Consider the following 26,842-nt stretch of genomic DNA (forward strand, 5'->3'; position numbering starts at 1 on the left):
TTTTATAGGCGCACGAAATTATATCGGCGATACTTTAAATATATCGACCGTTTCTTCAAAAATATCCCTTCCTCCTAACTTCCCATTGCTTTTTTGTTGCTTTATATACCTTAGTACCTTTATATTTTATATTGTTGAATATTCGAAAAAGGGTAAGGGGAAAACAAATGAGAAAAAAAGTCATGATGTCTTTAATGCTAATGACGTTTCTTTCTGCGGTAGAAGGAACGATTGTTAGTACAGCGATCCCTCGTATAACGAGTGATTTGTCAGGTGTCGAACTGGTTAGTTGGGTATATGCAATCTATATGCTTGCAACAGCTGTTTCGACTCCAATATACGGAAAGCTAGCTGATTTATTCGGCCGTAAAAAAGTTCTGCTCATCGGAGCAACAATCTTCTTAATCGGTTCTGCACTTTGCGGAGTCGTTACATCAATGGAACAATTAATCTTCTTCCGTGCTCTTCAAGGTATAGGGGCTGGTGCTGTTATGCCGATCACAATGACGATTATTGGAGACCTATATAGCGAAGCTAAAGACCGCGCGAAAGCACAAGGCTGGATGAGTGCCGTTTGGGGTGTATCTGGTGTTATTGGGCCGTTAGTAGGTGGATTTTTAGTTGATTCTCTTTCTTGGCGCTATATTTTCTTCTTAAACGTTCCTTTTGGAATTATCGCTTGCTTAATGTTTGCCACTTCTTATAAGGAATCTGTTAAGTCCGCCGCTAAGCAACATATCGACTATCTTGGTGCGACAGTCTTCTCATTAAGTACAATTGCTTTACTATACGCATTATTAACAGGTAGCAGTAAGCAAAACTGGGGAGACATTTCAATTATCGGCCTATTAATCTTTGCCGCTGTTTCATTCATTATTTTCTTATACATCGAGAAAAAGTCTCCGGAACCATTAATTCCGCTAGCACTTTTCTCTAACCGTACATTATCTACAATAAACATACTAACACTTATTGCTGGCGCAATGATTATTAGTATTACAGTGTATCTTCCAATTTGGAGCCAAGGTGTTTTAGGAAAAAATGCGACAGAGGCTGGACTCATTTTAATGCCGATTCCTGTTATGTGGACATTCGGTGCGATGTTCTCTGGTAACTTAGTTGGCAAGTTACAAACGAAACAAATTATTTTACTTGGAGCTAGCATTTTATCCGTTGCTACTTTCTTATTATTTACATTATCAACAGATTCACCATCATTCCTTATTTATGTTGCAGTCGGATTATTCGGCTTAGGAATGGGGCTTGTTACACCAATTTACATGGTAACAATTCAAGCAGCTGTACCGGCTCATACGCGCGGAACGGCAGTTGGTTTAAACACATTTATTAATACATTTAGTCAAACACTAGGAGCTGCAATCTTCGGAACGATCTTCAATACGATGATTCATGCACGTGGCATTAAAAACCTTGATCTTGTTTCTTCTGGCGGACATGGAGGAACTACAGCAAACGTAGCAACCGAGTCACAATCCGCATTAGCATCAAGTGTACACGTCATTTATATGAGCACGTTCGTATTAGCGGTATTCACATTAATTATCGCTTGGATCCTATTAAAGCCAGCTAAACAAACAAGTGAACAATAAAAAGAGGATGACCATTTTGGTCATCCTCTTTGCATAAAATCTACTCTTCATTCTCCACAATATGTTTAAGCATGGACAATTTATTATCCCAAAAACGTTCATAATACGAGAGCCACTGTTGTAATTCCTCTAATGGTTCTGGATGCAAACGGTATATCTTTTCTCTCCCGCTCTTTCTCCCACTCACTAAATTCGCTTCTGAAAGAATATGAAGATGCTTTACAACTGCAGTACGGCTCATCGGAAAATGATCCGTTATTTTTGAAATTGGTAACTCTTTATCACTTAATAACCGCAACACTTCTCGGCGGGTTGGATCAGCAATTGCTTGAAATACGTCATATTTCGCTGCTGACGAGGCCATTTAACCTTCGACAACCTTTTTCAGTTTTTCATTTACAATCGCTACCCAGCCGCCATTCATTCTATCGCGAATAATAGAGCTCTTCGCATTCGCTTTCGGAAGAATTTCATCAGGATGTTTCCAGCCGCCGTGAATTAACGTAAATTCTGTTTTATTATCTCCTAAGTCTTTCAAATTAAATGAAACAACCCAGCCATCCGTATCCCATGAGAAGGATAAATGATTCGGCTCATCAATCTCTAACACTTTACATGGTGATGGTCCAAATGGTGATTGCACATGAAACTCATGTCCTACCTCTAATTCGAAATCATTTGGCATAAACCATGACGCAATTCCTTCTGCAGTTGATACTACATTCCATACTTTTTGAATAGGCGCGTCAAAAACGATTGTTTGTTTAATATCATTTAATGTATTTTGTTGTTCCATTTTATATCTCCTTTATTCGGCATCAAAATATAACACCTTTTAGTTTCACATTAACAATATAACACCTTTTGGTTTCATGTCAAGAAAGGCTCTTTTTCACTGTTGAGAAATTCTCAACATTTTTTCAACAGGACAAACACCCTCTCAGCATTCCCTCATAATATACTCACAAAGGCAATGAAAAATAGAAAATCCCCTCAATATGAAACTCTATCACTCCTATTGAGAGAAGCGCCTAACTTATCTCATCTGTACTTCGTCTCTCCTCCTTCCCTCGGGGACAATACGCGAGATATGTAAAGATCAGAAGGAGTATGCCCGCCATTTGGGTAGGTAGTTATTTCTCTTCTCCTCAACATTTCCTTAGGAGCGAAATGACTACAGACCCACTTTTTTTAACAAAAATAAAAAGGAGATGAAAGCTATGTTCTATTGCATTAACTGTTCTGAAATTCACCATGAAAAACATCCAAATGATAAAGTATTCAAAAATGGTTTTTATATTGATCCATTTTTAGGTGATCGTTATCACCTCGGTATGTGCACTGATGCTCAGGAGCATGAAACAGGAGAAGTTTTTTTAACGAAAAAGAAAATCGGCGCAACACAATCTATTATGAATATTTTACCGACACATGTTGTCCCAACATAAAGCATAAAAAAGAGCTGGCTCCCCAGCTCTTTTTTATGCTTTATAAACAATCATCGCTGAAAAACAATAAATTTGATTTTCATCATCGTTAATTGAAACACCAACTTGATACTTTATATCTACAAAATTTCCATCATCAATTTTTTTCAAAAATACATTTACAGATTCTTCTAAGTCTTTTTCATGACTTTCATCAAACACTTTCACACGAATCATGTTAACACCATCCTAGATCGCAGCCCTCCGCCGCTTGTTTATTGCCACGGTGCGTATCTATGATGCGATAAAACTTTCCATCTTCATATATATATCCGTCTTCTAACACATATTGTTTATCTTCAGTATAGACATAAAACTTACCTATCATAAACTTACTCGTATATAATTCCAAATAATCTTGCCTAAATTTAGCTACAACTTTATTTGTAATATCAATTCTAATTGTGCGCCCCACCTTCTCTCCCTCCCTTGCAAAGAACGGATTTAGGTATATTGTATTAGCGATTTTATATTTTATGCTTAAAAATAAGTGGATATGCCTTCTTTCTGCGCCTGTACTATTTTTCTAAAAAAATCCCCCCTATTTATTCAACGTTATAAGGGCAAAAAAACAAATAAAAAAACGACTTTTATATATTGACTACAGCATATCAGATGTGATATTATATAAAATTTGACATTTTTATCCTAGTATGTTATCATTAAAAGTGGTTACCACATATGGAGGTGGATGATTTGTTTCAAATTGGTGATAAAATCGTTTATCCAATGCACGGTGCAGGAATCATCGAAGCAATTGAAGAGAAAGAAATATTAGGCACTACGCGTCAATATTGTGTTATACGCATCATTAGTAAAGATATGCAAGTAATGCTTCCGATGAATCAATTACAAAAATCAGGTATTCGTTATATCGTAGATAAAGGTACGTTAGATGTTATACTTCTTGAATTTCATCATGGGGAATCAGACCCATCACTCTCTTGGAAACAAAGATATACAATGAATATGGAAAAAATGAAGAACGGCAATCTTCAAGATAGTGCAGAAGTTGTTCGTGATTTACTTCGTCGCAATAAAGAAAGAGCATTAAATGCGAGCGAAAAACAAATGCTAGATAATGCGCGTAAAATGGTTATTAGTGAAGTTGCGCTCGTACAGAATGTTTCAGAACATCAAGCAACAGAATTTCTTCAAGATACAATCAATCATTAATTTTAAAAATAGCCAACCGCTATTTTTTTTGCGTAAAAAAGACCAAAGAGATAAATCTCTTTGGTCTTTTTTCTATTGAAAAACTAGACAGTTTCTTTAATAGATACTTATAGTTGAATCTCTCTTCCGATTTCTCACGGCTATGCCCTATCAATATATTTTCACATTATCCACATCCATCGTTCATTCTCTCTACTAAAAATCATACAAATTCCTTTTTTAAGGCGCTACTCTAAATCATTTAAATGAGCTTTCATTTTCTCTTTCGCTCGTGCGCAAACCTTTTCTGCAGTCGCACCAGAAACATTTTTTTCTCGCTCTACTTTTTTTATTTTTATTTGATCCAAATAATCTTCTAAAGTGAGTGTAATACGATCGTTCGGCGGATTATGTGCCCCTTGAAATGTAAGAAATTGTATCGTAACTGCAAATTTAGGAATAAACTCATCTTTCTTCCCTATGCGCTTTATGTTTGTAACGGATTCACATTCATGTTGATCTTCTGTCACTTGCCTTATAACCGAGTAATATCGATTCAGTAACGCACTTTCTAAAAGCTGTTCCGTCGATTCTTTTGCCAAAGAATTGCTTGGAGAAAAGAAAAAAACAGAACATATCATTGAAATCATTACACATATCTTTTTCATAACTTCCTCCTTTTCCTATAAGATAGTGTTCTCCAAAATTCCATAAAAAAACGACTTTCCCTATTTAGGAAAGTCGTTTTTTATAGCACAAATCCAATATTAACCACCACTCACTGGTGGTATTAGTGCAACTACATCACCAGATTGTATCGTATCATCTTCATTTGCATACTCTTCATTAATCGCAACCATAATTGGCGCTGACACTGCTACATTATATTCTTTCGCAACAATATCTTTTAACTCTGCAACCGTAATATTTTCTTTCTCTATTTGTAATTCACTCGTTCCTGCTTCTTCTTGCAAGTTCGCAAATAACAATACTCGAATCATATTTATAACTCCTTCCCAGGCTCTCCTGCTGGATATGGTGTTTTTTCTAATTGATCACCAATCCATGAGTCACCATCTTCCCAAAACTCCTTTTTCCAAATCGGAACAATTTGCTTAATACGCTCCATAATATATTCATTCGCTTCATAAGCCTCTTTGCGATGAGGCGCTGATACAGCAACAACAACCGCTATATCAGAAATTTGCAGCGTGCCGATGCGATGCGTAATCGCAACATGTGTACCGGGCCACTTCTCCTTCACTTCTAACCCAATTTTCTGTAGCATCTTTTCTGCCATCGTCTTATAAGCTACATACTCTAAGTATAGTGTACGACGCCCTTTCGTAAACTCCCTAACTGTTCCGATAAATGTTGTGACAGCACCACATTCACGGCGAACTACTTTCTTTGCCACCTCTTCAATCGAGATTTCTGTATCAATTACTTCATAATACGTATTTATCATTTTGCACCCCTAACCGTTTGTAAAAACCAGTCTATATACAATTTTTCTTCTGTTATATGAAATACTTTATATTCTTCTCGTACATTTGACGGAGCATCATACCACGTAATAACCGCCGCTATATTTTCTACTTTATGTAAAAGTTCAGCGTCTTCCGCAGAACGAAGTAACACTATTTTTGGATATTCCTCAGCTTTATAGCCCTCTATTAAAATCGTATCCACTTCAAAAAATTCGTACAAGCGGATAATTTCTTGCAAGGACCATTCATCTCGTAAAGAGGACAGAGATAGTAATCCAGCACCTTCTACACTACTTACTACAGCACCAGCTTTTCGGTGTCTTTCACTATCTTTTTGTGCTACTTCAGGAAAGCCCCCGTGACCATGATGTTTAATTGTAGCAACCTTCATTTCGCTTTCAGCTAATGCATGTACCATCTTCTCTACAAGTGTTGTTTTCCCGCTATTTTGATACCCTACTATTTGTAAGATTGAAGAGGCTTTGCCCACGGCCAATCACTTCCCTCAGAGCATTCTAACAATAATACAGACACTTTCATTCCTGCTTCAAATCCTCTCGTTCCTCCAGGCAGCACGATAAAAGCATTTGCATCCGCAAGTGAAGAGACCGCACTCGACTTATCTAAACCGACTGGCATCGCTTGTAGTGCCCCATTAACAACGCTCGCTTTCGCTCTTACAAAACGAGTAAACGGATTTGGCTTTGAAAAATCCTTTTGTAAAATAGCATCAGCTCTATATACGTGAGGATCCTTCGCATGCAAATACGTTTTTATAATTGGATGCACAAATAATTCAAAGCCTACATAACAAGCTGACGGATTACCTGATAAACCGAAGAGTAGCTTTCCATCAACTTCAGCTACTGTCGTTACACTCCCTGGCCTCATCGCTATTTTATTAAAGAGTACATTCGCCTGTAACTTTTCATAAATAGCTGGCAAATAGTCGTAATCCCCTACTGAAACACCGCCCGTTGTAATTAAAATATCAACCTCATCCATCGCCGATTTAACTGCTGTAAAACATGCGTCTAACTCATCGGCAAGTTGTCCATAGTAACGAACTTTTCCGCCAGCTTTCATAATTTGAGCGGCAATCATATAAGAGTTACTATTTCTAATTTTCCCTGGCTCTAACGCCTCATGCACTTCTAATAATTCGCTGCCTGTCGTTACAATACCGACAACCGGCTGTTTTACAACTTTCACAGTGCTATATCCAAACGTCGCTAATAATGCGGCAACACCCGGATTAATTACAACACCTTTCTTAACAAGGACTTGATTTTGTTTTATATCTTCTCCTTTAAATGACACATTGTCACCGTTTTGGAAAGGACGTTTTAACTTCATATATGTACTTTCGTTCCTCTCGAATCCTTCCGTCAGTTCTAGCATTACGACTGCATTGCAATCTTCTGGAATAGCTGCTCCTGTCATAATACGAACCGCCTGAAAAGCCCCTACTTCTTCTGTAAAAACAGATCCTGCTCCGATTTCTCCTATTACTTCAAATTCAACCGGCTGCTCTTGACTCGCTTCCTTCGTATCTTCTGCTCGAATTGCGAAACCATCGTAAGGAGAACGATCAAAGTGAGGAACGTCGTGATCTGAGACAACATCCTCTCCAAGAATCCTCCCGTAACTTTCTGTAATAGAAACTTCTTCTACTTCACCATGCTTAGCGTATTTCATAACCCGCTCTACTGCCTCAGCAACTTGAATCGGGATTCGTTTTTCTACCATTGTTTCTCACCTCATATTTGCAAAATATCTAATCTCGATTACACTTTATATATTAAATCGCAATTACTTCAAGGAGGAATTCCATGTCTTCATTCACACATTTCAACGACCAAGGACGCGCTAAAATGGTTGATATAAGTGATAAAAAAATAACCGTTCGAACAGCAATAGCATGCTCTAGCATTCTCGTTACGAAAGAGATTTTTGATAAAATCTCTCACAATGAAATTGGTAAAGGTGACGTATTAGCCGTCGCACAAATTGCAGGTATTATGGCTGCAAAACGTACTTCTGATATTATCCCAATGTGCCATCCTTTATTATTAAAAGGTGTTGACGTCTCTTTCGATTGGAAACAGTCAGAAGAACAATATCGACTACTTATTGAAGTAAAAGTTAAAACAGAAGGTAGTACCGGCGTTGAGATGGAAGCTTTAACAGCCGCTTCCGCTACCGCTCTTACTGTATATGACATGTGTAAAGCCGTTGATAAGGGTATGATTATTGGCGAAACCTACTTACTTGAAAAAACGGGCGGAAAAAATGGAGATTATATTAGAAATTCTTAATCCTACCTTTTCCATTTGAACCTAAAGGATCTCCCTTTAGGTTCAACCTATATATCTTGTATATAGTCGTTTCGCAACATTCATATCATTCGTACCATGAATAAACGCCCTGCCATCTGTAAATAAAACAAAACGATATTCTTCCACTGGAAATGATAATAAATATGGCGTTGCTTTTACATCCACACTTTTTTGTAAGCGCTTTTTAATTTCTTCTAAATTAAAACCCTGACGCACACCTGGACGGATTTGAACTGTATTTCGCCCACATAATACTTCTGTTTTCGTTTGTGCTTCAAATGTTAAACTCGGATATGTACGTAGCTTTCCACAAGATAAACATGTATCCTTTTTCTGCCTATTCACTTTAAATGCCATCTGTTGATTATTCCAAAGATCAAATGATAGCATTGTTTCACGAAGTGCCTCAAAATCTTCTACTAATATTTTCAAGGCTTCCGTTATTTGATGTGCAACTACTAATTGCACTGCTGGCTGTATAATACCGGCCGTATCACATGTCGCTCCGCTCGCCGGATGTTCCATTAAACATCGAAAACACGGCGTTTTTCCTGGCAAGATGGTATAAGTTACTCCGTAACTTCCAACACATCCTCCGTATATCCACGGAACGTTATACATCTGAGATATATCATTAATAAGCAGGCGCGTTTCAAAATTATCTGTCGCATCTAATATTAAATCTACACCTTTAATTAACTCTTCCATTTCTTGCACCGTTACATCAGTCACAACCGGTACAATTTCTACTTCGGAATTAATTGCCTTTAAATGTTCTGCTGCCGCTATCGCTTTCGGCTTATAATGCTTCGCATCTTCTTCTGTATATAATTGCTGCCTTTGTAAATTACTCCATTCTACATAATCACGATCAGCAATTGTTATTTTCCCAACACCTGCTCTAACAATTGCTTCTGCATTCGCTGCTCCAAGCGCACCAGCACCGATGACGAGCACATGCTTCCTTCTTATTTTCCGTTGTCCTTTTTCCCCAACACCTGAAAATAACATTTGTCTTGAATATCGCTCTTGCATACGACATCCCCCTTTCTTATCCTCCTATATAAGACATTTCAATTTTCGGACGATTTTTCGCACTTTCTTCTGTCCGTTCATCTGAATATCGATCTTTTCTATTCTCCCATACATCTTGTATAGCTTTTAATAACTCATTATCTGAAAGGTTTTCCCTCAGAAGTTTCCTTAAATCTATTCCTTCTGTCGCAAACAAGCAAGTATAAAACTTTCCATCTGCTGAAATTCTTGCTCTCGTACAAGAAGAACAAAATGACTCAGAAACAGAGGTAATAAAACCAACCTCTACATTCGTTCCAACGTATCGATACCGCTTCGCAACCTCCCCAAAATAATGGTCTTCAGCTGGCTCAATTGGATACACCCCATGAATCATATCAATTAATTCTCGTTTCGTAATAACTTGATCAAAATTCCATCCATTCGTACTACCAACATCCATAAACTCAATAAATCTAAGTGAAATTCCTTGTTCTTTAAAATACGCAGCAACCGGAAGTACTTGATGATCGTTCATCCCTTTTTTCACAACCATATTTACCTTCACTTCAAGGCCTGCTTCTTTCGCTGCCATAATTCCTTTTAACACTGGTTTCGTATTCATATTCCGGCCATTAATTGCACGGAACACATTATCATCTATCGCATCCAAACTAACATTTACTCGGTGTAACCCAGCTTCTTTTAACGCCTTCGCTTGCTTCGTTAAATGAATCGCATTTGTCGTTAATCCTAGATCTACTAAACCGTCAATTTTCACGAGACGTTCGATAAGTTTTGTTAAGTCCTTACGGAGCAATGGCTCACCGCCAGTAAGTCTAATTTTCCGTACACCGATGCTAACAAATACTTTTGCTAATCGCTCGATTTCATCAAATGTCAGTAAAAACTCATCTTTCAAAAAAGCATAATCAGGACCAAACACTTCCGCTGGCATACAATACGTACACCGTAAATTACAACGATCAATGACAGAGATGCGCAAATCTTGAAGTGGGCGTCCGAAAAAATCTTTAACCTTCTCCTGCATCGCCACTCTCCCTTTCTGCCAAATTTATCCCTTTCCATTCTATTATAATATATTTTTGAAACGTGATGTTTTTGCTAAGGTGAATAAAGTGAAACTTTAAACAATAGAAGGTTATCAATTCCCCTCTGATTAGCGAGAACGACTCTCAAATACTGGGATAAAAAAACCTTGAAACATAAAAGTTCCAAGGTTTTTCTACTTATTAACTTAATCTAATAATAGTGAGAGTAGCTCCTGGTGTTGTCGTAGATAATGTAGCTATTGCAACTAATCCAAATAATTGTAAACTAACAGCAGCTCCAGCAGGCAAGTTAGCAATTATTGGTGCACTAAATGAACCAGTAGCCACTGCCGGAGAGTTTATCGTTCCCGCAAGCGGACTGCCATTTACAGTTATACGAGAACTTACAAGTAATCCTGCCGTTAAATTAATTGTATAGGCTATATAATAATTCCCTGCATTCGCAACTGTAAATACAGTATTTCCACCACTAACGGTTATTCCTAGTCCAATATTTTGATTGTTCGGTAATGGGATATTCGTACCACCTAATAAAACGGAAATAGCGGTTCCTGATGTATTATTCGCAAATGCATACGTTGCAGTTGTACTAACTCCAGTCACCCCGGTCGCTCCCGTGGCTCCTGTTGCTCCAGCTCCCGTTGGACCTTGGATTCCTTGTGAACCTGTTGGACCCGTGCCTCCGGTTGGACCTTGAATTCCTTGTGAACCTGTTGCCCCCGTTGGACCTTGAATTCCTTGTGAACCTGTCGCTCCTGTTGCCCCCGTTGGACCTTGAATTCCTTGTGAACCTGTCGCTCCTGTTGCTCCCGTTGGACCTTGAATTCCTTGTGGGCCTTGCGCTCCTGTTGGACCCGTGTCCCCTTGTGGACCTTGTAAACCTTGCACTCCTTGCGGACCAGTTGGACCTATTTCTCCTTGCACACCTTGTATTCCGGTTGGGCCTTGTGGACCAGTCGGACCTTGCACTCCTTGTATCCCTTGAATGCCCTGTGGGCCTTGTGATCCGGTTGCACCTGTTACCCCTTGTATCCCTTGGGGGCCTTGATCTCCTTGGATTCCTTGAGGACCGGTTGGACCTTGGATTCCTTGCGGGCCTTGAATTCCTTGCGGGCCTTGATCTCCCGTTGCTCCCGTTATACCTTGGATCCCTTGTGGACCTTGAACACCTTGCGGACCGGTTGGGCCTATGTCTCCTTGTACTCCTTGTATTCCTTGTGGACCCTGCAGTCCCGTTGCTCCTGTTGCACCAGTTACTCCAGTTGCTCCCGTATCCCCTACTCCTCCCGTTACCTGTCGCTCCTGTCGGACCAGGTGGTCCACCGGATGGACCTGTCACTCCCGTTGGACCAGGAGGTCCCCCTGATGGGCCAGTTATCCCTGTTGGACCTGTTATTCCAGTCGGACCACTAATCCCCTGACCAGTCGCTCCTGTTGCTCCCGTATTTCCACTCGATCCTTGTGGGCCTTGTATCCCTTGAGCTCCTTGTATTCCTTGTGAACCTGTTGCACCCGGTACCCCTTGCACTCCTTGAATTCCTTGAGGTCCCTCTGGCCCGGTAGCTCCAATCGGCCCCTGTAATCCCTGTATCCCCTGTATACCTTGTGCCCCAATCGCTCCGGTTGGACCAATTGGACCTTGTAACCCTTGCACTCCTTGAGGTCCTGTCGCTCCAGTTTCTCCCTGTGGTCCCCTTAATCCTTGTGGTCCCTGCTGTCCTTCTGGTCCTGTTGCACCCATTTGTCCAGCTGGTCCTTGAATCCCTTGCACTCCTTGAGGTCCTGTCGGGCCCATCTCCCCCATCGGACCTTGAAATCCCCTTGGTCCTTGTGGGCCAGTCGGGCCTTGTGGACCGGTTGGACCAGTAATCCCAATGCCAGTAAATCCCGTTGGAACGGGAGGAAAGGTAGGTCCAATAAGATTCGGTGAAATTCTGAAATTAGAGTTTAATGAATTTTGTCTATCGCGCTCTTTCACACTTTCACCACCTACACACCATCTTTTTTCCTTTAAACAAACCTCTTCTTCTTAATATGTATTTACAAAAACAATCTCAAAGACTATTTTTATTTTAAATAATAAAAACTCCCTTAATTCCTTAAGGGAGTCCAGCAATTGAATCCATATTATCTGTATTCGGGACAGCTTGCGCTATACCCGATGCATTTACACTTTGCCCCATATTTGTTCCTGTTAAAGTGCCAGCAGGAGTTCCTCGTGTATATGTTGTCGTCACAGAATCTCCCGGCTGTAAACAAAGCTTCGTCTCCGTTCCTATTACTGTAACAACATCAATCCAAGTGCAACCCATTGAACCACTATACGATTTCGTAGCAGTAAATGACGTATCACTCAAATTATCCCCTGTAAATATATTCCCAGTATTATTAACTATAATAAATTCTTTAATACGTGCAGGCATACTTACACTCTACCTTTCCTTTATGCACCTAATGTACGTGTACTCGTCGCTAATGGCGGAAGAAACACTGATGTTCTAATCACAGCTTCTGGCTGTCGTTTCCCATTTAAAAAAACAGCCGCACTCGATCCTCCAGCACCAGCATATATTTTTGCCACAGCTAAAGGTGAGATATCATAACAGTCACCGACATTAACAGCTCCTGTATTATTTATAATTTTTACTTTACGCACGTTAATCCCCATTTACCTACCCCCCTTTTATACACTGTATGCAAAAGAAAAAAACTTGAAACAAACACGTTTCAAGTTTTTGCAGCTACTTATTTAGTTTCGCCTTCATATTGAAGCATACCGCCAACCATATTCACTGTTTTAAATCCTTGCTCATTTAAATAATGGCATACATTTTCACTACGCATTCCTGAACGGCAAATAAAGATATATTCATTCTCTTTCTCAAAGAAATCTACTTTATTTGGAATATCGCCCATTTTAATATGTACAGCTTCCGGAATTTTCCCTGCCGCTACTTCTTCATCTTCCCTTACATCTACTAAAAATAATGTTTCTCCATTTTCTAAACGCTCTTGCACTTCTTCTGTAGTAATTGTTTTTACTTCTGTCATATGTAGTTCCTCCTTATATACAATAAAACCTTCAGTTTCTTCTTTAAACAATCATTTCTCATCAATTTTAGCACGCGAAGGAAGGAACGCAAAGAATGGAACATGTATTTCTCAATTTTCCCGCAAAACTTATTCTTTACAAACATAACTAGCGCATTGTATCCTCAATATACTTGTTTGATGAAAGGAGCCAGTTAAAATGACACTTTTTCTTTTCATTATGGGCATCATTTTCTTAGTTTTTGCAGTTATTGCTCTTAGTATGAAAAATAATAAAAAGATAAAATCCCCTCAAGAAATGTCATTCTTATTTCTATTACTTAGTATAGCTTTCTTCGGTTTATCAATCGCTTCATATATTTTCCGTCTGCAAATCATGTAAAAAAAGGTGCCTACTATAAATCATGCACCTTTCCACATTAATTATTTCCTACACAAAACTAGATACTTTCCGGTTTAAAAACTCATAAACTTTCTTTTCAAATAAATGAACATCTAACGCTCCTGCCATATGCCCATTTATACTTTCTATTTCATATACTTCTGCATACTTCCCTTGCTTTTGCAAAATTTCTACCATTTTATAATTGTAACGAGGCGGCTGAAGTAAATCTTGTTTACATGGAATCATGAGTACATTCGCTTCAATCTTAGAAAGAGCCTCTTCTAAGGAAGAAAATCCATGTGCAATATCATGTAATAAGACCGCTTTTGTAGTGTACATCCATGAATTTGCATCTACTAAATCTATACTTTTACATGTCACTTTATTTATTTCTTTCTCAAATGATGTTAATGCAGAAAATTGCTGATAAGGTGCCATTTCTATACTGTTCCGCGGGAATGCCGTTTCATAAAAATGTTCATCAAATGCGTTCATAAACATCATTTTATTCGCCAAATGAAGCCCCTTCGTTGGTTGTTCCTCTCCGTACTTTCCACCTTTCCAATTTGGATCAAGCTGAATTGCTTCGATCGCATTTTGCGCTACATTTCCCGACGTTATAATTGGGTTTTGCGGATTCGTAATAACTCCAATCATTCGTTCTACCATATGAGGATAGTGGACAGCCCATTGCTGCGCAATCATCCCACCTGCCGACGGTCCCATTACAGCATGTAATCTAGAAATCCCCATATCTTTTATTAACTCATATTGCATACGTGCTACATCTAAAAATGTGAAAACTGGAAAATCCATCGCATACTCAAAACCAGTCATCGGATTTATCGATTTCGGTCCCGTTGTAATCACATATGGGTTCTTCACTTGGACATTACAAAGATTATCAGTACATATAATGAAATATTTATTTGTATCAATTGCTTTCCCAGGTCCAATTAATCCATCCCACCAACCAGCCCCCTCATCATGCTCTGTATATTTTCCAGCCGCATGACTTGTTGCACTAAAATAGTGACAAACCAAAATCGCATTTGATCTTTCTCTATTCAAAGCACCATACGTCTCATACCCCATTTGAACAGGAACTTCCCTACCACTTTCAAACACAAACTCTTTTAAAACAAACTTCTCCTTTTTTACAATTTGCACAGACTCGCCTTCTTCCCGTCGTTTTATGAACTGCTTACTAAAGGATTTTTTCTATGCAAACCAATCTCCTCCTTCTTTTCATAAATAAATGAATAATATACAAAATTAGCCACAAAATAGCACTATATTACACAATCAAAGAGGGCATACATATGATTTGGAATTGGTTACGTAAGAAAAAAAATTCAAATACAAAAGAGACAGATGATTCGAAACAACAGTCTGATGATCAAAAGGAACATAACAAAAATAAGAATGACGAGCCAAAAAGTACGGAACAAACTGATGATTCTTCTCAAAATAAGCAACAAAACTCTAAACAAGAGGATAATTCTCAAAACAAACAGCAACATTCTAAGCAAGAAGATAATTCTCAAAACAAGCAGCAAAGTTCTAAACAAGAGGATAATTCTCAAAGCAAACAACAAAATTCTAAACAAGAGGATAATTCTCAAAGCAAACAGCAAAATTCTAAACAAGAGGATTCTTCCCAAAACAAACAACAAAATTCTAAACAAGAGGATTCTTCCCAAAACAAACAACAAAGTTCTAAACAGGAGGATAATTCTCAAAACAAACAGCAAAGTTCTGAACAAGAGGATTCTTCCCAAAACAAACAGCAAAGTTCTAAACAAGAGGATAATTCTCAAAACAAACAACAAAGTTCTAAACAAGAGGATAATTCTCAAAACAAACAACAAAGTTCTAAACAAGAGGATAATTCTCAAAACAAACAGCAAAGTTCTAAACAAGAGGATAATTCTCAAAACAAACAACAAAATTCTAAACAAGAGGATTCTTCTCAAGACAAACAGCAAAATTCTAAACAAGAGGATAATTCTCAAAACAAACAGCAAAGTTCTAAACAAGAGGATAATTCTCAAAACAAACAACAAAGTTCTAAACAAGAGGATAATTCTCAAAACAAACAGCAAAGTTCTAAACAAGAGGATAATTCTCAAAACAAACAACAAAGCTCAGGAAGTAACAGCATTTATGACTTTAGCAAACCAGAAAATGAACATATTCATTCTCTACAAGAGTTAATAGAGAAGCTAAAACAGTCTAGTGATTTTGTTAATTACCATACATCTGACGATGAAACGATGCCTTATTGGATTTCTTACTATCGTCCTTCACTTGATGGTGAGAAGTTACAAAAATATTTAATGCCAACACTTTTAGAACACCCTAACACTTCATTCGAAGTATTAAAAGAACATATTCCAATGAGCGGCATTACAATTACAAACGATTTACAAAAGATTGAGGACATGGTTTTAAAAGGGCATGCAATTATTCAATTAAATCAGCAAGATCAAAAGTGTATGCTTGCGAATATTGCGATTGATAATTATCGTGCACCAACTCCTCCTTTAAATGAATCGACTGTTATTGGTCCTCAAGAAGGTTTTGTAGAAGATATTGATACAAACATTAATTTAGTACGAAAACGCCTTCCTGTTTTAGATCTCCAAACAAAAGAAATGATTATCGGAGAGTTCTCAAAAACAAAAGTCGTTATGATGTATTTAAATAACCTAGCTGAGAAAGAGAATGTAGATTTTCTAGAGAAATCATTACGGGCTCTTGAATATGATCAAATTAATGATAGTGCTTATATACAAGAATTGATGGGGGAAAAGTCAATTTTCCCGCTCTATATCAATACAGAACGCACTGACAGAGTTACAAAGGCACTTATCGATGGCAAAATCGCTATTTTTGTTGATGGTTCTCCAAGTGTTTTACTAACACCTGTATCATATTTCGATTTCTTCATTTCACCAGAAGACTATAACGTCTCTTGGCTATACGCTACATTTTCAAGAATTTTACGGCTAATCGCTGTTTTATTCTCAATTTGCGCGACACCATTATATGTTGCCACTTTAAACTATCACTATGAATTAATTCCTAGTGATTTATTGGAAACGTTAATTTTATCAAGGGCACAAGTTCCGTTTCCACCTTTAATTGAAGCACTCTTCTTAGAACTTGCCATCGATTTATTAAGAGAAGCTGGCGCGAGATTACCAATGAAAGTTGGTCAAACACTTGGTATTGTAGGCGGTATCGTAATCGGACAAGCATCTGTACAAGCTGGTTTAACGAGTAATATTTTATTAATTATCGTTGCCTTATCAGCACTTGCATCCTTTATTACACCTATTTATAAAATGGGTAACGCCGTTCGTTTACTGCGTTTCCCATTTCTCGCCTTTGCAGAAATAGGTGGTCTATTTGGTATCTCTCTTGGATTTATCTTTTTATTTACCCATCTTTTTAGACTAACTTCTTTACGTAAACCGTACGCACTTTTTTATCCAACTAGACAACAATCAATGAAAGATTCATGGATTCGTTTTCCATTAACGATGATTGATACAAGAGATGTACAAGCGAGACCACAGCATGTAAAAAAAGCTGCAAAAGGAATTTCAACAAAACATACGTCAGATTTTGATGATTAAGAAATGAGGTGCATCGATGAGTAAAGTTAAAGAAGAATATCAAATATCCCCCATCTTTGTTTTCTTCTTAATTCACAGTGCACAATTTGGCGCCGGAGTTCTCGGGTTTGCTCGAATTATTGCAAAGGCTGCTGGATACGACGGCTGGATGGGAGTTCTAATCACAGGAATCTGTATCCATATTCTAATATGGATGATGTATTTTTTATTAAAAGAAACAAATGGGAATTTAATTGATTTACAACGCCAAACATTTGGAAAATGGTTAGGAAACGGGATCAACCTCATTTTTATGGCGTATTTTTTAATCATTAGTATTTCTGTCATTCGAACATACGTCGAAATTATTCAAGTTTGGATGTTTCCTACCGCTTCCACTTGGATGTTAACACTCTTTTTATGCCTAGTCAGTTACTATATTATTTCTTCCGGATTTCGTGTCATTGCTGGTATTTGCGTCATCTCAGTTGGCGGTACACTTGGTTATTTATTTCTTAGCCTTTTCGTTTTGAAATACTCACATTGGGATAATTTACTTCCTATGTTTACACACTCTTTTTCAGATATTTTAAAAGCTGCAAAACTTTCAGTATATAGTATGACCGGATTTGAGATCTATCTTATGGTATATCCATTTGTAAAACAACCTAAAAAATCGCATAAATTCGCTCAATACGGGGCACTCTTTTCAAACCTTCTATTTTTATTTAGTACCCTTTTAGCCTTTACATTTTTTAGTGAGAAACAATTGTTAAAAACGATATGGTCACAACTTTCTATGACCCAGGTAATTCAATTACCATTCATAGAAAGGCTAGAATATATTGCTATTTCAGCTTATGCACTCGTTATTGTTACGAGTTCAATTCTTCCTTTATGGGCAGCAATGAGAGGAACTCACGAAATATTTCGCGTAAAACAAAGAGGGGTTCTAATCGCTTTTATCCTTATCATCCTCATTGTTTCACAACTTTTAACAAACAGACACGACATTAATAATTTTACTAGTAATGCATCAAAAGTTAGTTTTTGGCTCATTTATGTATACATCCCAATCCTATTTATCATTGTGTGGGTGAAAAGAAAATGGAAAATATCAAAAGCAAAAGCAAATTAATACTTATTTCTTGCATAACACTCTTCAGTCTTACTGGATGTTTACAAAAAAACATCATCGATGATATACAGCTTATTCAAGGAACCGTATTTGATGTAGCAAAAGATAATAAAGTTAAAGTAACATTTGTTTGTCCCATTCAGCAAAAAGGGAATAAAGTTCAAGTTTTTGAAGGAACCGCAAATGCAGTAAAACAAGTAAAAGCAAATACATCTTTAGAATCTTCTCAACCATTTGCTAGCGGACAAATGCGGGTTTCGCTATTTACTATAAAACTTGCAAAAAAAGGAATGTCTACTACATTTGACACTTTAATTCGAGATGTGAATATAGGGAACGCTTTATACGTTGCTTTATTAGAGGGAAGTGGTACTGAACTTTTAAAAGGAAAATATACGACTTCATCCAATGTTGCAATTTATATAAAGAAATTGCTAGAACATAATATGGAAACTGGTCCTTTACCAAAGGATAACCTGCATGTAGGAGCATTTCGTTATTATCAAGAAGGGCAAGACTACTATATTCCGATTTTAAAGAAACATGCTGACAAAATAAAAATCAGTGGAATTGGTCTTTTTAAAAAGGATAAATATATCGGTAAAATTGAGGAAAAAGATATGTTCCTATTTAAAGGACTGTTAGAGAAACACAGATTAGATTCACATGAATTTAAAACGGATTCTGCGTACGTAATGATTAATAATATTCGTTCTGTTCCAACTTACGATATAAAAATAAAAAACGGGAAACCTTCTTTTCTCATTCACGTTACGCTTGATGCCCGTATTCAAGAACTATCGAAACAAATTAACTTAGAAAATGCTAAGAACACAAAAAAAATTGAAAAAGCCGTCCAAAAACAATTAGACGTACAGGCTGCCAAATTAATTAAGCAGTTTAAATCTTTAGGTGTCGATCCTCTTGGGCTAGGAGCAAAATATAAACAACATTATCGTCCATTTAAATTAGAAGAGTGGAAAAAAATGTACAAAGATGTCCCTGTTAAAGTAAAATATACCGTAAATATTACAAATTCTGGTGTAATTGAATAAGTTAACGATTGAACTCCCCTCTCTGGCATGGTACAACGGAGAGGGGAGTTTTTATTTTTAAATAGAGAAAAGGGATATTTACGGGGGAGCTTATGTCTAAAAAATTAATAAAACCTATTTTAAATGGTATTTTATTTCTCGGCGTCTTTTTATTTGCTCATACATACTTAAAAAATGTTTCTTTCACACGTTATTTGCTTGTTGTTATACCAATGTTACTTGTTGGTATGTTTGGCATCGACCTTATTTTATCTATTTTAATTAAAAAAGAAGAATAACGAGCGAACATCTTATTTCTATAAGATGTTCTTTTTATTAAATAACTACCTTATGTTACAATAAACTTCGGCATAACGTAAGAAAGGATGAAACAACATGACAAACGAAAAAGGTTTAGATAAAGGATTCGAACTTGTTGCAAAAATGCATGAAGAATTCGGACATCCTGTGACAAGTACTCCAACAAAACTAACAGAAGAGCGCGCAAAAATTCGTGCTAGCTTTATGCAAGAAGAGTTAGAAGAATTTCTAGAAGCAACAACTGTTGAAGATCAATATGATGCACTTATTGACCTTATTTACTTTGCATTCGGAACGTTTGCAGAAATGGGCGTACGTCCAGATAAAGGATTCGAAATTGTAAACAACGCCAACATGGCAAAACTATTCCCTGATGGGAAACCTCGATTCCGCGAGGGCGATGGCAAAATTTTAAAACCAGAAGGCTGGGAAGCACCAGAACCACAACTTCGTGCGGAAATTGAACGTCAACGTCAAGAGGCATTAGCAAACGCAGGAAAATAATATAAGAGCAGCTGCTAGGAATATTCTTAGCAGCTTTTTTGTACTATCATTCACAGGTCATGAACTTCGTGTTTTACTACTCAAGATTACATTTCGAAATGCAAATATATTTTTCTTCAAAATAAAAAATCCCCTTGCGCACAAGAGAATTTTTCATGTAATTCATTAATGTCCCACATGTCCAGCATGACCCGCTGCTCCAGCTGTAATTCCAGCTGTTCCCGCCGCAGTTCCAGCTCCTCCACCGTACCAAATTTGTTGTTGTCCTTGTTGATGTTGTTGTCCTTGTTGATGTTGCTGCCCTTGGTGGTGATGTTGTCCTTGATGATGTTGCTGCCCTTGATGGTGATGTTGCCCTTGGTGATGGTGTTGCCCTTGATGATGGTGTTGTCCTTGATGATGGTGTTGCCCTTGATGATGGTGTTGCCCTTGATGATGGTGTTGCCCTTGATGATGGTGTTGTCCTTGATGATGGTGTTGCCCTTGATGATGGTGTTGTGTTTGAAAAAGAACAGCCTGCGGATGAATTTGGTGATGACCGTGGTGATGTACTTGTTGTTGATGGTGACCGTGGTGCTGATGATGGCCATGTTGTTGATGGTGACCGTGGTGCTGATGATGACCGTGGTGCTGATGATGACCATGGTGCACATGATGACCGTGAACACCTTGTGGGAAACCACCGATTCCACCAGCTACAACACCGACGCCAGGTACAGGAAATCCTGTTTGTACGCCTCCCACGAAGGATGGAAATGTAGTTGGCATACCTACAGGTACTCCTCCTTGTGCTCCTCCCACGAAAGATGGAAATGTAGTTGGCATACCTACAGGCACTCCTCCTTGTGCTCCTCCTACTAATGTCGGAATTCCTGTTTGTGCTCCAGCTACTGATGTTGGGAATCCTGTTTGTACACCCGCCACTGACGTCGGAAATCCTCCAGCTGCTCCTCCCATCCAACTTGGGATTCCGCCATATCCGTGTTGACCATCTCCTCCCATGAACATCATTTGTCCATAACTATCCGATCCACCTCCGAAGAAGCCATGTGGTGCATTATTGTCCATCCCTTTCATTCCTTTCACCTCTTCTTCTCAATTTAACCTACCTTTTTTATCATATTTCCTATAGAAGAATAGGTGTTTGTCTATATGGGAATTCCGCACCTTTTTCTTCGTTCTCCATTGATGAAGGGGATCCAGAACTTATTTTTCACATAAAAAAGCCCAGAGCATAAACGCTCTGAGCTTTTATTAATAATTAATTAGTTTGCAACAACGTTAACAAGTTTTCCAGGAACGACAATTACTTTACGAACTGCTTTTCCTTCGATTTGTTCTTTAATTGCTTCAAGTGCAAGTTGTTCCATTTCTTCTTTTGATGCGTCTTTACTCATTGTTAGTTTTGCGCGAACTTTGCCCATAATTTGAACAACGATTTCAACTTCATCTTCTACAAGTTTAGACTCATCAAATGTTGGCCAGCTTGCATATGTGATTGTTTCATTGTATCCAAGCTTGCTCCAAAGTTCTTCCCCGATGTGAGGTGCAACTGGTGCAATCATTTTTACGAAACCTTCTACATATTCTTTCGGAAGTGTTTCAGCTTTGTATGCATCGTTGATGAATACCATCATTTGAGAAATCGCTGTGTTGAAGCGAAGCTCTGCATAGTCTTCTGTTACTTTCTTCACTGTTTGGTGGTAAGCTTTTTCAAGCTCTTTGTTTGGTGCATCAGTAATTTTCTCACTTAATTCACCGTTATCTTGAATGAATAGGCGCCATACGCGGTCTAGGAAACGACGAGCTCCGTCAAGACCATTTTCAGACCAAGCGATTGAAGCATCTAATGGTCCCATGAACATTTCGTATAGACGAAGTGTATCTGCACCGTGGCTTGCTACAATATCATCAGGATTTACAACGTTACCTTTTGATTTACTCATTTTCTCGTTGTTTTCACCTAAGATCATACCTTGGTTGAATAATTGTTGGAACGGTTCTTTCGTTGGAACTACACCGATATCATATAATACTTTATGCCAGAAACGAGCATATAGTAAGTGAAGTACAGCGTGCTCTGCTCCGCCGATATAAATATCAACTGGAAGCCATTGTTTTACTTTTTCAGGATCTACAAGTGCTTCGCTGTTGTTTGGATCGATGTAGCGTAAGTAGTACCAGCAGCTACCAGCCCATTGTGGCATTGTATTTGTTTCACGACGACCTTTTTTACCAGTTTCAGGATCAACAACATTTACCCACTCTTCAATGTTTGCAAGTGGTGACTCACCTGTACCTGAAGGACGAATGTTCTCTGTTTTCGGAAGAACTAATGGTAATTCTTCTTCTTTCACAGCTGTCATTGTACCATCTTCCCAATGGATTACTGGAATTGGCTCACCCCAGTAACGTTGACGGCTAAATAACCAATCACGTAGACGATACGTTACTTTTTGATTTCCTGCGCTTGTTACTTCAAGCCATTCAATCATTTTCACAATTGCTTCTTCTTTATTTAAACCATCAAGGAATGCTGAGTTTACGTGCGCACCATCGCCTGTATATGCTTCTTTCGAAATGTCTCCGCCTTTTACAACTTCCTTCATTGGAAGATTGAACGTTGATGCGAATTCATAGTCACGCTCATCGTGAGCTGGAACTGCCATTACAGCACCTGTTCCGTAAGTTGCAAGAACATAGTCAGCGATCCAGATTGGTAATTTCTCACCATTTACTGGGTTAACTGCGTAAGCACCAGTGAATACACCAGTTTTCTCTTTCGCAAGTTCTGTACGTTCTAGGTCGCTCTTCATTTTTACAGAATTAATGTAAGCTTCTACAGCTTCTTTTTGCTCTAGTGTTGTAATGTCAGCAACAAGTGCATGTTCCGGAGCAAGTACACAGTAGCTTGCACCAAATAGTGTATCAGGACGCGTTGTGAAAACTGTAAATTTCTCATCTGTACCATCGATGTTGAAGTGTACTTCTGCACCTTCAGAACGACCGATCCAGTTACGCTGCATATCTTTTAAGCTTTCTGGCCAGTCAAGCTCATCTAGATCTTCTAATAGACGATCTCCGTAAGCTGTAATTTTTAACATCCACTGTCTCATCGGACGACGCTCAACTGGATGTCCACCACGCTCACTCTTACCGTCAATTATTTCTTCATTCGCAAGTACTGTACCAAGTGCTGGGCACCAGTTTACAGGTACTTCATCAACGTAAGCTAAACCTTTTTCAAATAGTTTTAGGAAGATCCATTGTGTCCACTTGTAGTAGGTTGGATCTGTTGTATTTACTTCACGATCCCAATCGTAAGAGAAACCTAATGCTTTAATTTGATTACGGAACGTATTAATATTAAGCTCTGTAAATTCTGCCGGGCTATTTCCAGTATCAAGTGCATATTGCTCTGCTGGAAGACCGAATGCATCCCATCCCATTGGATGAAGAACGTTATACCCTTGCATACGCTTCATACGAGATAAAATATCTGTCGCTGTATATCCTTCTGGATGCCCTACGTGTAAGCCTGCACCTGATGGATATGGGAACATATCTAGTGCATAAAATTTTGGTTTTTCTGTCTCATCTGGCGTACGGAATGTTTTATTCTCTTCCCAATGACCTTGCCACTTCTTCTCAATTTTTTGATGATTAAAGCTCATGAGATATCCTCCTTGAAATTCGATTTATTTTCACCGCCCAAAATACAAAAAACCTCTCATCCCTAGAAAGGGACGAGAGGTTATAGATTCCCGCGGTACCACCCTAAATTAATGTAATAAATACATTCGCTTAGATCCGTAACGTGGATTAACGGCAATTGCTACTAATGATTTCACAACTGCAACTCAAAGGCGAGTTCATAACGAAACGTGGATTGACTTGCACCGACCGTCAACTCTCTAAACCAGCTTCTATTACTACTACTCCTTCTCACTGTTATTACAAATATGAGTTAATTAAATATATTCTAAAACATGTTGCATGTTCCGTCAAACTAAACTGCAATTTTTTCTTCAACTGTTTCTTCTACTTTTACTCGTCTATCATAAATACTCGTTGCTATAAGCGCTACTACAAGCATTACCATGATCGCTATAAACAATACTTCCATATTGTATAAGTCAACAATCGCTCCGCCAACGACCGGTCCGAACATTTTCCCTACAGTCGCTGCGCTATTTACAACACCTTGATAAAATCCTAGCTTATCTTTCGGCGCAAGTATATTTGCAATGGTTGGAATTGCCGGCCATACGAATAATTCACCAATTGTCAATGTCACCATCGCAACGAGGAACATCGTAAATTGCTGCGCTTGACTTAAAACAATAAACGACGCCGCAAAAATGATAATTCCAATCATAATTTGCTGTTTTAAAGAGCGCTTCATCCAGCGAATTAGCATACTAACAAGCGGCTGCGCACAAACAATCATCGCCCCGTTTATTGTCCATAGTAAACTATAATGACGAAGGCTAATATTTAACCCTTGCATATACGTCGCAATTGCCCCTTGCCACTGTACGTATGTAACCCAGCATAAAGCATATGCTACACATACGATTAGAAGCGCTTTGAAGCCAGGTGTAAGTGACCAACCTTTTTTCGTTTCGGCTTCTTTTTGTACCTCTTGCTCTTTTTTTGCTTCCATACCACGAAATCCAATAAACGCAATTAAGAAGAAAATAAAGTATAAAATAAAGTTCGCTAAGAAAATATAATCAAAACGATAAGACGCAACTAATCCACCGCACGCTGTTCCAATAGCAATACCAACATTTTGTCCAACATACATTGCATTGAACGCTCGTCTCCCGCCTTCTGGCCAAACCGTACCAACCATCGCATACATCGATGGAAACACCATTCCAGAACCGAATCCGATTAATGCTAGCCACACAACATATAACGGCCAACCATGGAAAAATACAAGACCTAAAATCGATACAAGTGTAATGACAATCCCTACTAAAATTGATTTATAACCGCCCCATTTATCAAATAAAACACCGCCGAGCAAGTTTCCGATTACACCAGTAAGCGAGTTGATCATTAATACCATTCCGGCTACTGATAAAGATTTCCCTAAACTATCATGTAAGTAAATTGTATTAAAAGGCCATAAAAAAGAAGCACCCGTGACATTAATAATCATCCCAGCTACTAATAGCCATACTTTCCTTGGCATAGTCTCCCCTCCTATTCTCTTTTTTTCGTTCATATATATAACAGTAAAATTGTAGTCGTTTTTAAATAGGAAGGCAACTGATTAATAGTTGATGAAATTCAGATAATAGCACAAAGACGATTAGAATGTATTCTAATCGTCTTTGTAAAATATTAATCTATAAACAATGGAATCGTTCCCTCGCGAAAGGTTATCCAACTTCCTTTTTACGTTTTGCACTTTCTTTAGCACTCCATTTAAATATTTTGTCTAGTAGAGAGTATATTCTCCCAGACTCCTTCGTTAATAATGGCCCTAACGACGCCAATATTAAAACATATAAGGCTGAGAATGGTTTAATCGTTGCCATTAAGCCACCCGCTATCCCGAGATTCGCGACAATAATGGAGAATTCCCCGCGTGATATAAGTGTTAAACCAATATTCGTAGAAGCCTTATGCGATAACCCGGCTTTACGCCCTGCAATCATTCCAGCTGTAAAATTACCGATAAGAGTAATGAAAACTGCTCCTAATGCCAACCATACTGCTCCTCCAAGCGAAAACGGATCTATACTTAAACCGAAGCTGAAGAAAAATATAGCTCCAAAGAAATCACGAAACGGGACGACGAGATGCTCGATTCGATCACTATGCTCTGTTTCTGAAAAGACGAGTCCTAATAATAATGCTCCAATCGCCTCAGCAACATGAATTGTTTCTGAAAATCCTGCTACAAAGAATAAAATAGCGAATATTACGATAATAAAAATTTCGTTTGAAGAAATATCTAATACTTTATTTAGGAACGGCGTAGCTTTTCTAGCGATTACAAAAAATAGTAACATATATCCTACTGCGATTAACACGGATGTAAGAGCACCTACAAATGACGTTGCACCTCCGAGTACTAATCCTGAAACGACTGATAAATATACAGCTAAAAAGATGTCATCAAACATAATGATTCCTAAAATTAGTTCTGTCTCTTTATTACCAGTTCTTCTTAAATCAACGATTACTTTCGCTACAATTGCACTCGATGAGATTGTAATGATTCCCGCAATAATTAATGTTTCGAGTAAGGGGAAGCCCATTATATATCCATAAAGTAAACCTAATATGAAATTAAGCGATATATGAACACTACCCCCAAAAGCAATCGACTTTCCTGATTTAATTAATTTTTTTATTGAGAATTCTAAGCCTAAGTAGAATAGGAGGAATATGACGCCAACACGGCCGAGGAAGGAAATAACTTCTCCGCTTTCAATAAACCTTAAATCGATAAGTCCTAAATCTGGGGCATGAGGCCCCACTAGCATACCGAGTATAATGAGAAACGGAATAATCGAAAACTTTAACTTTGCAGCGAGGATAGCTGCAAAAGCTACTAATACTAACGCAGTTCCAACTTCAAAAATTAAAGTATCCATC

The 26,842-nt window shown here is 38.1% G+C and carries 29 protein-coding genes, 1 pseudogene and 1 other annotated feature; of the genes and pseudogenes, 10 read left to right on the top strand and 20 right to left on the bottom strand.

Annotation, left to right across the window (positions count from 1 at the left end; genetic code table 11):
- Nucleotides 1-167: 167 nt before the first annotated feature.
- Entirely contained in the window at nt 168-1,610 is a 1,443-nt protein-coding gene (locus NSQ47_RS16955) for an MDR family MFS transporter (protein WP_341037455.1), read from the top strand.
- Nucleotides 1,611-1,650: 40 nt separating this feature from the next.
- Here NSQ47_RS16955 and NSQ47_RS16960 read toward each other — a convergent pair whose 3' ends face one another.
- Both NSQ47_RS16960 and NSQ47_RS16965 read right to left on the bottom strand, forming a co-directional pair.
- Nucleotides 1,651-1,974, bottom strand: a complete 324-nt coding sequence (locus tag NSQ47_RS16960) for an ArsR/SmtB family transcription factor (protein WP_088079512.1) — start codon at nt 1,972-1,974, stop codon at nt 1,651-1,653.
- On the bottom strand, nt 1,975-2,406 hold the full coding sequence (locus tag NSQ47_RS16965; protein WP_078173963.1) for an SRPBCC family protein: 432 nt from the start codon (nt 2,404-2,406) through the stop codon (nt 1,975-1,977).
- A 424-nt stretch (nt 2,407-2,830) separates the two neighbouring features.
- On the opposite strand from NSQ47_RS16965, the gene NSQ47_RS16970 reads away from it, so the two are divergent.
- Nucleotides 2,831-3,058 carry a DUF3973 domain-containing protein gene (locus NSQ47_RS16970; protein WP_002160181.1) on the top strand — a complete coding sequence of 76 codons (228 nt, stop codon included), beginning with the start codon at nt 2,831-2,833 and terminating at the stop codon, nt 3,056-3,058.
- Between the two features lie 33 nt (nt 3,059-3,091).
- On the opposite strand, the gene NSQ47_RS16975 is transcribed toward NSQ47_RS16970, so the two are convergent.
- Together NSQ47_RS16975 and NSQ47_RS16980 are read right to left on the bottom strand one after the other, a co-directional pair.
- Entirely contained in the window at nt 3,092-3,274 is a 183-nt protein-coding gene (locus NSQ47_RS16975) for a sporulation protein Cse60 (protein WP_002160180.1), read from the bottom strand.
- 1 nt (nt 3,275) lies between these two features.
- Complete coding sequence (locus tag NSQ47_RS16980) at nt 3,276-3,512, bottom strand: DUF2553 family protein (protein ID WP_002089059.1); 237 nt, start codon at nt 3,510-3,512, stop codon at nt 3,276-3,278.
- 266 nt (nt 3,513-3,778) lie between these two features.
- On the opposite strand from NSQ47_RS16980, the gene NSQ47_RS16985 reads away from it, so the two are divergent.
- Nucleotides 3,779-4,273 (top strand): CarD family transcriptional regulator, encoded by a 495-nt coding sequence (locus NSQ47_RS16985; RefSeq protein ID WP_341037457.1) that lies wholly within the window; start codon nt 3,779-3,781, stop codon nt 4,271-4,273.
- Nucleotides 4,274-4,500: 227 nt separating this feature from the next.
- On the opposite strand, the gene NSQ47_RS16990 is transcribed toward NSQ47_RS16985, so the two are convergent.
- The 5 genes from NSQ47_RS16990 to NSQ47_RS17010 all read right to left on the bottom strand — a co-directional run bounded on the left by NSQ47_RS16990 (nt 4,501) and on the right by NSQ47_RS17010 (nt 7,491).
- Nucleotides 4,501-4,920, bottom strand: coding sequence for a DUF3888 domain-containing protein (locus NSQ47_RS16990; RefSeq protein ID WP_002112355.1), 420 nt, complete (start codon nt 4,918-4,920; stop codon nt 4,501-4,503).
- Between the two features lie 99 nt (nt 4,921-5,019).
- Nucleotides 5,020-5,253: a molybdopterin converting factor subunit 1 gene (gene moaD, locus NSQ47_RS16995; protein ID WP_016106388.1), complete on the bottom strand. Its 234-nt coding sequence runs from the start codon at nt 5,251-5,253 to the stop codon at nt 5,020-5,022.
- 2 nt (nt 5,254-5,255) lie between these two features.
- Nucleotides 5,256-5,720 (bottom strand): molybdopterin synthase catalytic subunit MoaE, encoded by a 465-nt coding sequence (gene moaE / locus NSQ47_RS17000; RefSeq protein ID WP_341037459.1) that lies wholly within the window; start codon nt 5,718-5,720, stop codon nt 5,256-5,258.
- On the bottom strand, nt 5,717-6,238 hold the full coding sequence (mobB, locus tag NSQ47_RS17005; protein ID WP_071151606.1) for a molybdopterin-guanine dinucleotide biosynthesis protein B: 522 nt from the start codon (nt 6,236-6,238) through the stop codon (nt 5,717-5,719). The genes moaE and mobB overlap by 4 nt, the downstream gene beginning before the upstream one ends.
- Complete coding sequence (locus tag NSQ47_RS17010) at nt 6,202-7,491, bottom strand: molybdopterin molybdotransferase MoeA (RefSeq protein ID WP_341037461.1); 1,290 nt, start codon at nt 7,489-7,491, stop codon at nt 6,202-6,204. Before NSQ47_RS17010 ends, mobB begins: the two co-directional genes overlap by 37 nt.
- 83 nt (nt 7,492-7,574) lie before the next feature.
- Between NSQ47_RS17010 and moaC the strand changes: the two genes are divergently transcribed.
- Nucleotides 7,575-8,060 carry a cyclic pyranopterin monophosphate synthase MoaC gene (gene moaC / locus NSQ47_RS17015; RefSeq protein WP_002112363.1) on the top strand — a complete coding sequence of 162 codons (486 nt, stop codon included), beginning with the start codon at nt 7,575-7,577 and terminating at the stop codon, nt 8,058-8,060.
- Nucleotides 8,061-8,102: 42 nt separating this feature from the next.
- On the opposite strand, the gene NSQ47_RS17020 is transcribed toward moaC, so the two are convergent.
- The 6 genes and pseudogenes from NSQ47_RS17020 to NSQ47_RS17045 form a co-directional block, all read right to left on the bottom strand.
- The gene (locus NSQ47_RS17020) at nt 8,103-9,116 is read right to left on the bottom strand and encodes a molybdopterin-synthase adenylyltransferase MoeB (protein ID WP_002160176.1); all 1,014 of its coding nucleotides are present in this window, start codon (nt 9,114-9,116) and stop codon (nt 8,103-8,105) included.
- A gap of 16 nt (nt 9,117-9,132) precedes the next feature.
- A complete protein-coding gene (gene moaA, locus NSQ47_RS17025) occupies nt 9,133-10,146 on the bottom strand; it encodes a GTP 3',8-cyclase MoaA (protein ID WP_131232012.1) in 1,014 nt (337 codons plus the stop codon).
- Nucleotides 10,147-10,348: 202 nt separating this feature from the next.
- Nucleotides 10,349-12,083, bottom strand: a pseudogene (locus NSQ47_RS17030) (BclA C-terminal domain-containing protein); the annotation flags it as partial.
- Nucleotides 12,084-12,267: 184 nt separating this feature from the next.
- Nucleotides 12,268-12,591 (bottom strand): hypothetical protein, encoded by a 324-nt coding sequence (locus NSQ47_RS17035; RefSeq protein ID WP_002167540.1) that lies wholly within the window; start codon nt 12,589-12,591, stop codon nt 12,268-12,270.
- A 20-nt stretch (nt 12,592-12,611) separates the two neighbouring features.
- Nucleotides 12,612-12,836: a spore germination protein gene (locus tag NSQ47_RS17040; protein ID WP_341037463.1), complete on the bottom strand. Its 225-nt coding sequence runs from the start codon at nt 12,834-12,836 to the stop codon at nt 12,612-12,614.
- Between the two features lie 77 nt (nt 12,837-12,913).
- Complete coding sequence (locus NSQ47_RS17045) at nt 12,914-13,219, bottom strand: rhodanese-like domain-containing protein (RefSeq protein ID WP_000141214.1); 306 nt, start codon at nt 13,217-13,219, stop codon at nt 12,914-12,916.
- 199 nt (nt 13,220-13,418) lie between these two features.
- Here NSQ47_RS17045 and NSQ47_RS17050 point away from each other — a divergent pair, with 199 nt between their 5' ends.
- Nucleotides 13,419-13,601, top strand: a complete 183-nt coding sequence (locus NSQ47_RS17050) for a hypothetical protein (protein WP_002129493.1) — start codon at nt 13,419-13,421, stop codon at nt 13,599-13,601.
- 48 nt (nt 13,602-13,649) lie between these two features.
- Here NSQ47_RS17050 and NSQ47_RS17055 read toward each other — a convergent pair whose 3' ends face one another.
- Nucleotides 13,650-14,774, bottom strand: a complete 1,125-nt coding sequence (locus tag NSQ47_RS17055; protein WP_341037466.1) for an alpha/beta fold hydrolase — start codon at nt 14,772-14,774, stop codon at nt 13,650-13,652.
- 152 nt (nt 14,775-14,926) lie between these two features.
- Between NSQ47_RS17055 and NSQ47_RS17060 the strand changes: the two genes are divergently transcribed.
- The 5 genes from NSQ47_RS17060 (at nt 14,927) to NSQ47_RS17080 (ending at nt 20,224) form a co-directional block, all read left to right on the top strand.
- Nucleotides 14,927-17,248 carry a spore germination protein gene (locus NSQ47_RS17060; RefSeq protein WP_341037467.1) on the top strand — a complete coding sequence of 774 codons (2,322 nt, stop codon included), beginning with the start codon at nt 14,927-14,929 and terminating at the stop codon, nt 17,246-17,248.
- Nucleotides 17,249-17,264: 16 nt separating this feature from the next.
- Entirely contained in the window at nt 17,265-18,365 is a 1,101-nt protein-coding gene (locus tag NSQ47_RS17065; protein WP_002112377.1) for a spore germination protein, read from the top strand.
- Complete coding sequence (locus NSQ47_RS17070) at nt 18,335-19,420, top strand: Ger(x)C family spore germination protein (RefSeq protein WP_002112379.1); 1,086 nt, start codon at nt 18,335-18,337, stop codon at nt 19,418-19,420. Before NSQ47_RS17065 ends, NSQ47_RS17070 begins: the two co-directional genes overlap by 31 nt.
- A 92-nt stretch (nt 19,421-19,512) precedes the next feature.
- Nucleotides 19,513-19,698: a hypothetical protein gene (locus NSQ47_RS17075; RefSeq protein WP_000038464.1), complete on the top strand. Its 186-nt coding sequence runs from the start codon at nt 19,513-19,515 to the stop codon at nt 19,696-19,698.
- Nucleotides 19,699-19,795: 97 nt separating this feature from the next.
- A complete protein-coding gene (locus NSQ47_RS17080) occupies nt 19,796-20,224 on the top strand; it encodes a hypothetical protein (RefSeq protein ID WP_002160165.1) in 429 nt (142 codons plus the stop codon).
- A gap of 165 nt (nt 20,225-20,389) precedes the next feature.
- On the opposite strand, the gene NSQ47_RS17085 is transcribed toward NSQ47_RS17080, so the two are convergent.
- From NSQ47_RS17085 to NSQ47_RS17100, 4 genes are all read right to left on the bottom strand, one after another.
- On the bottom strand, nt 20,390-21,301 hold the full coding sequence (locus NSQ47_RS17085) for a VrrB protein (RefSeq protein WP_341037468.1): 912 nt from the start codon (nt 21,299-21,301) through the stop codon (nt 20,390-20,392).
- Between the two features lie 188 nt (nt 21,302-21,489).
- Nucleotides 21,490-23,898 (bottom strand): leucine--tRNA ligase, encoded by a 2,409-nt coding sequence (gene leuS / locus NSQ47_RS17090; RefSeq protein ID WP_341037470.1) that lies wholly within the window; start codon nt 23,896-23,898, stop codon nt 21,490-21,492.
- A gap of 65 nt (nt 23,899-23,963) precedes the next feature.
- Nucleotides 23,964-24,182, bottom strand: a binding site (T-box leader).
- Between the two features lie 51 nt (nt 24,183-24,233).
- On the bottom strand, nt 24,234-25,427 hold the full coding sequence (locus tag NSQ47_RS17095) for an MDR family MFS transporter (RefSeq protein WP_078180097.1): 1,194 nt from the start codon (nt 25,425-25,427) through the stop codon (nt 24,234-24,236).
- Nucleotides 25,428-25,617: 190 nt separating this feature from the next.
- Complete coding sequence (locus tag NSQ47_RS17100; RefSeq protein WP_016106407.1) at nt 25,618-26,841, bottom strand: cation:proton antiporter; 1,224 nt, start codon at nt 26,839-26,841, stop codon at nt 25,618-25,620.
- Between the last annotated feature and the right edge of the window lies 1 nt (nt 26,842).

The organism is Bacillus sp. FSL R10-2780, assembly GCF_038006125.1.
GTDB lineage: Bacteria > Bacillota > Bacilli > Bacillales > Bacillaceae_G > Bacillus_A > Bacillus_A cereus_U.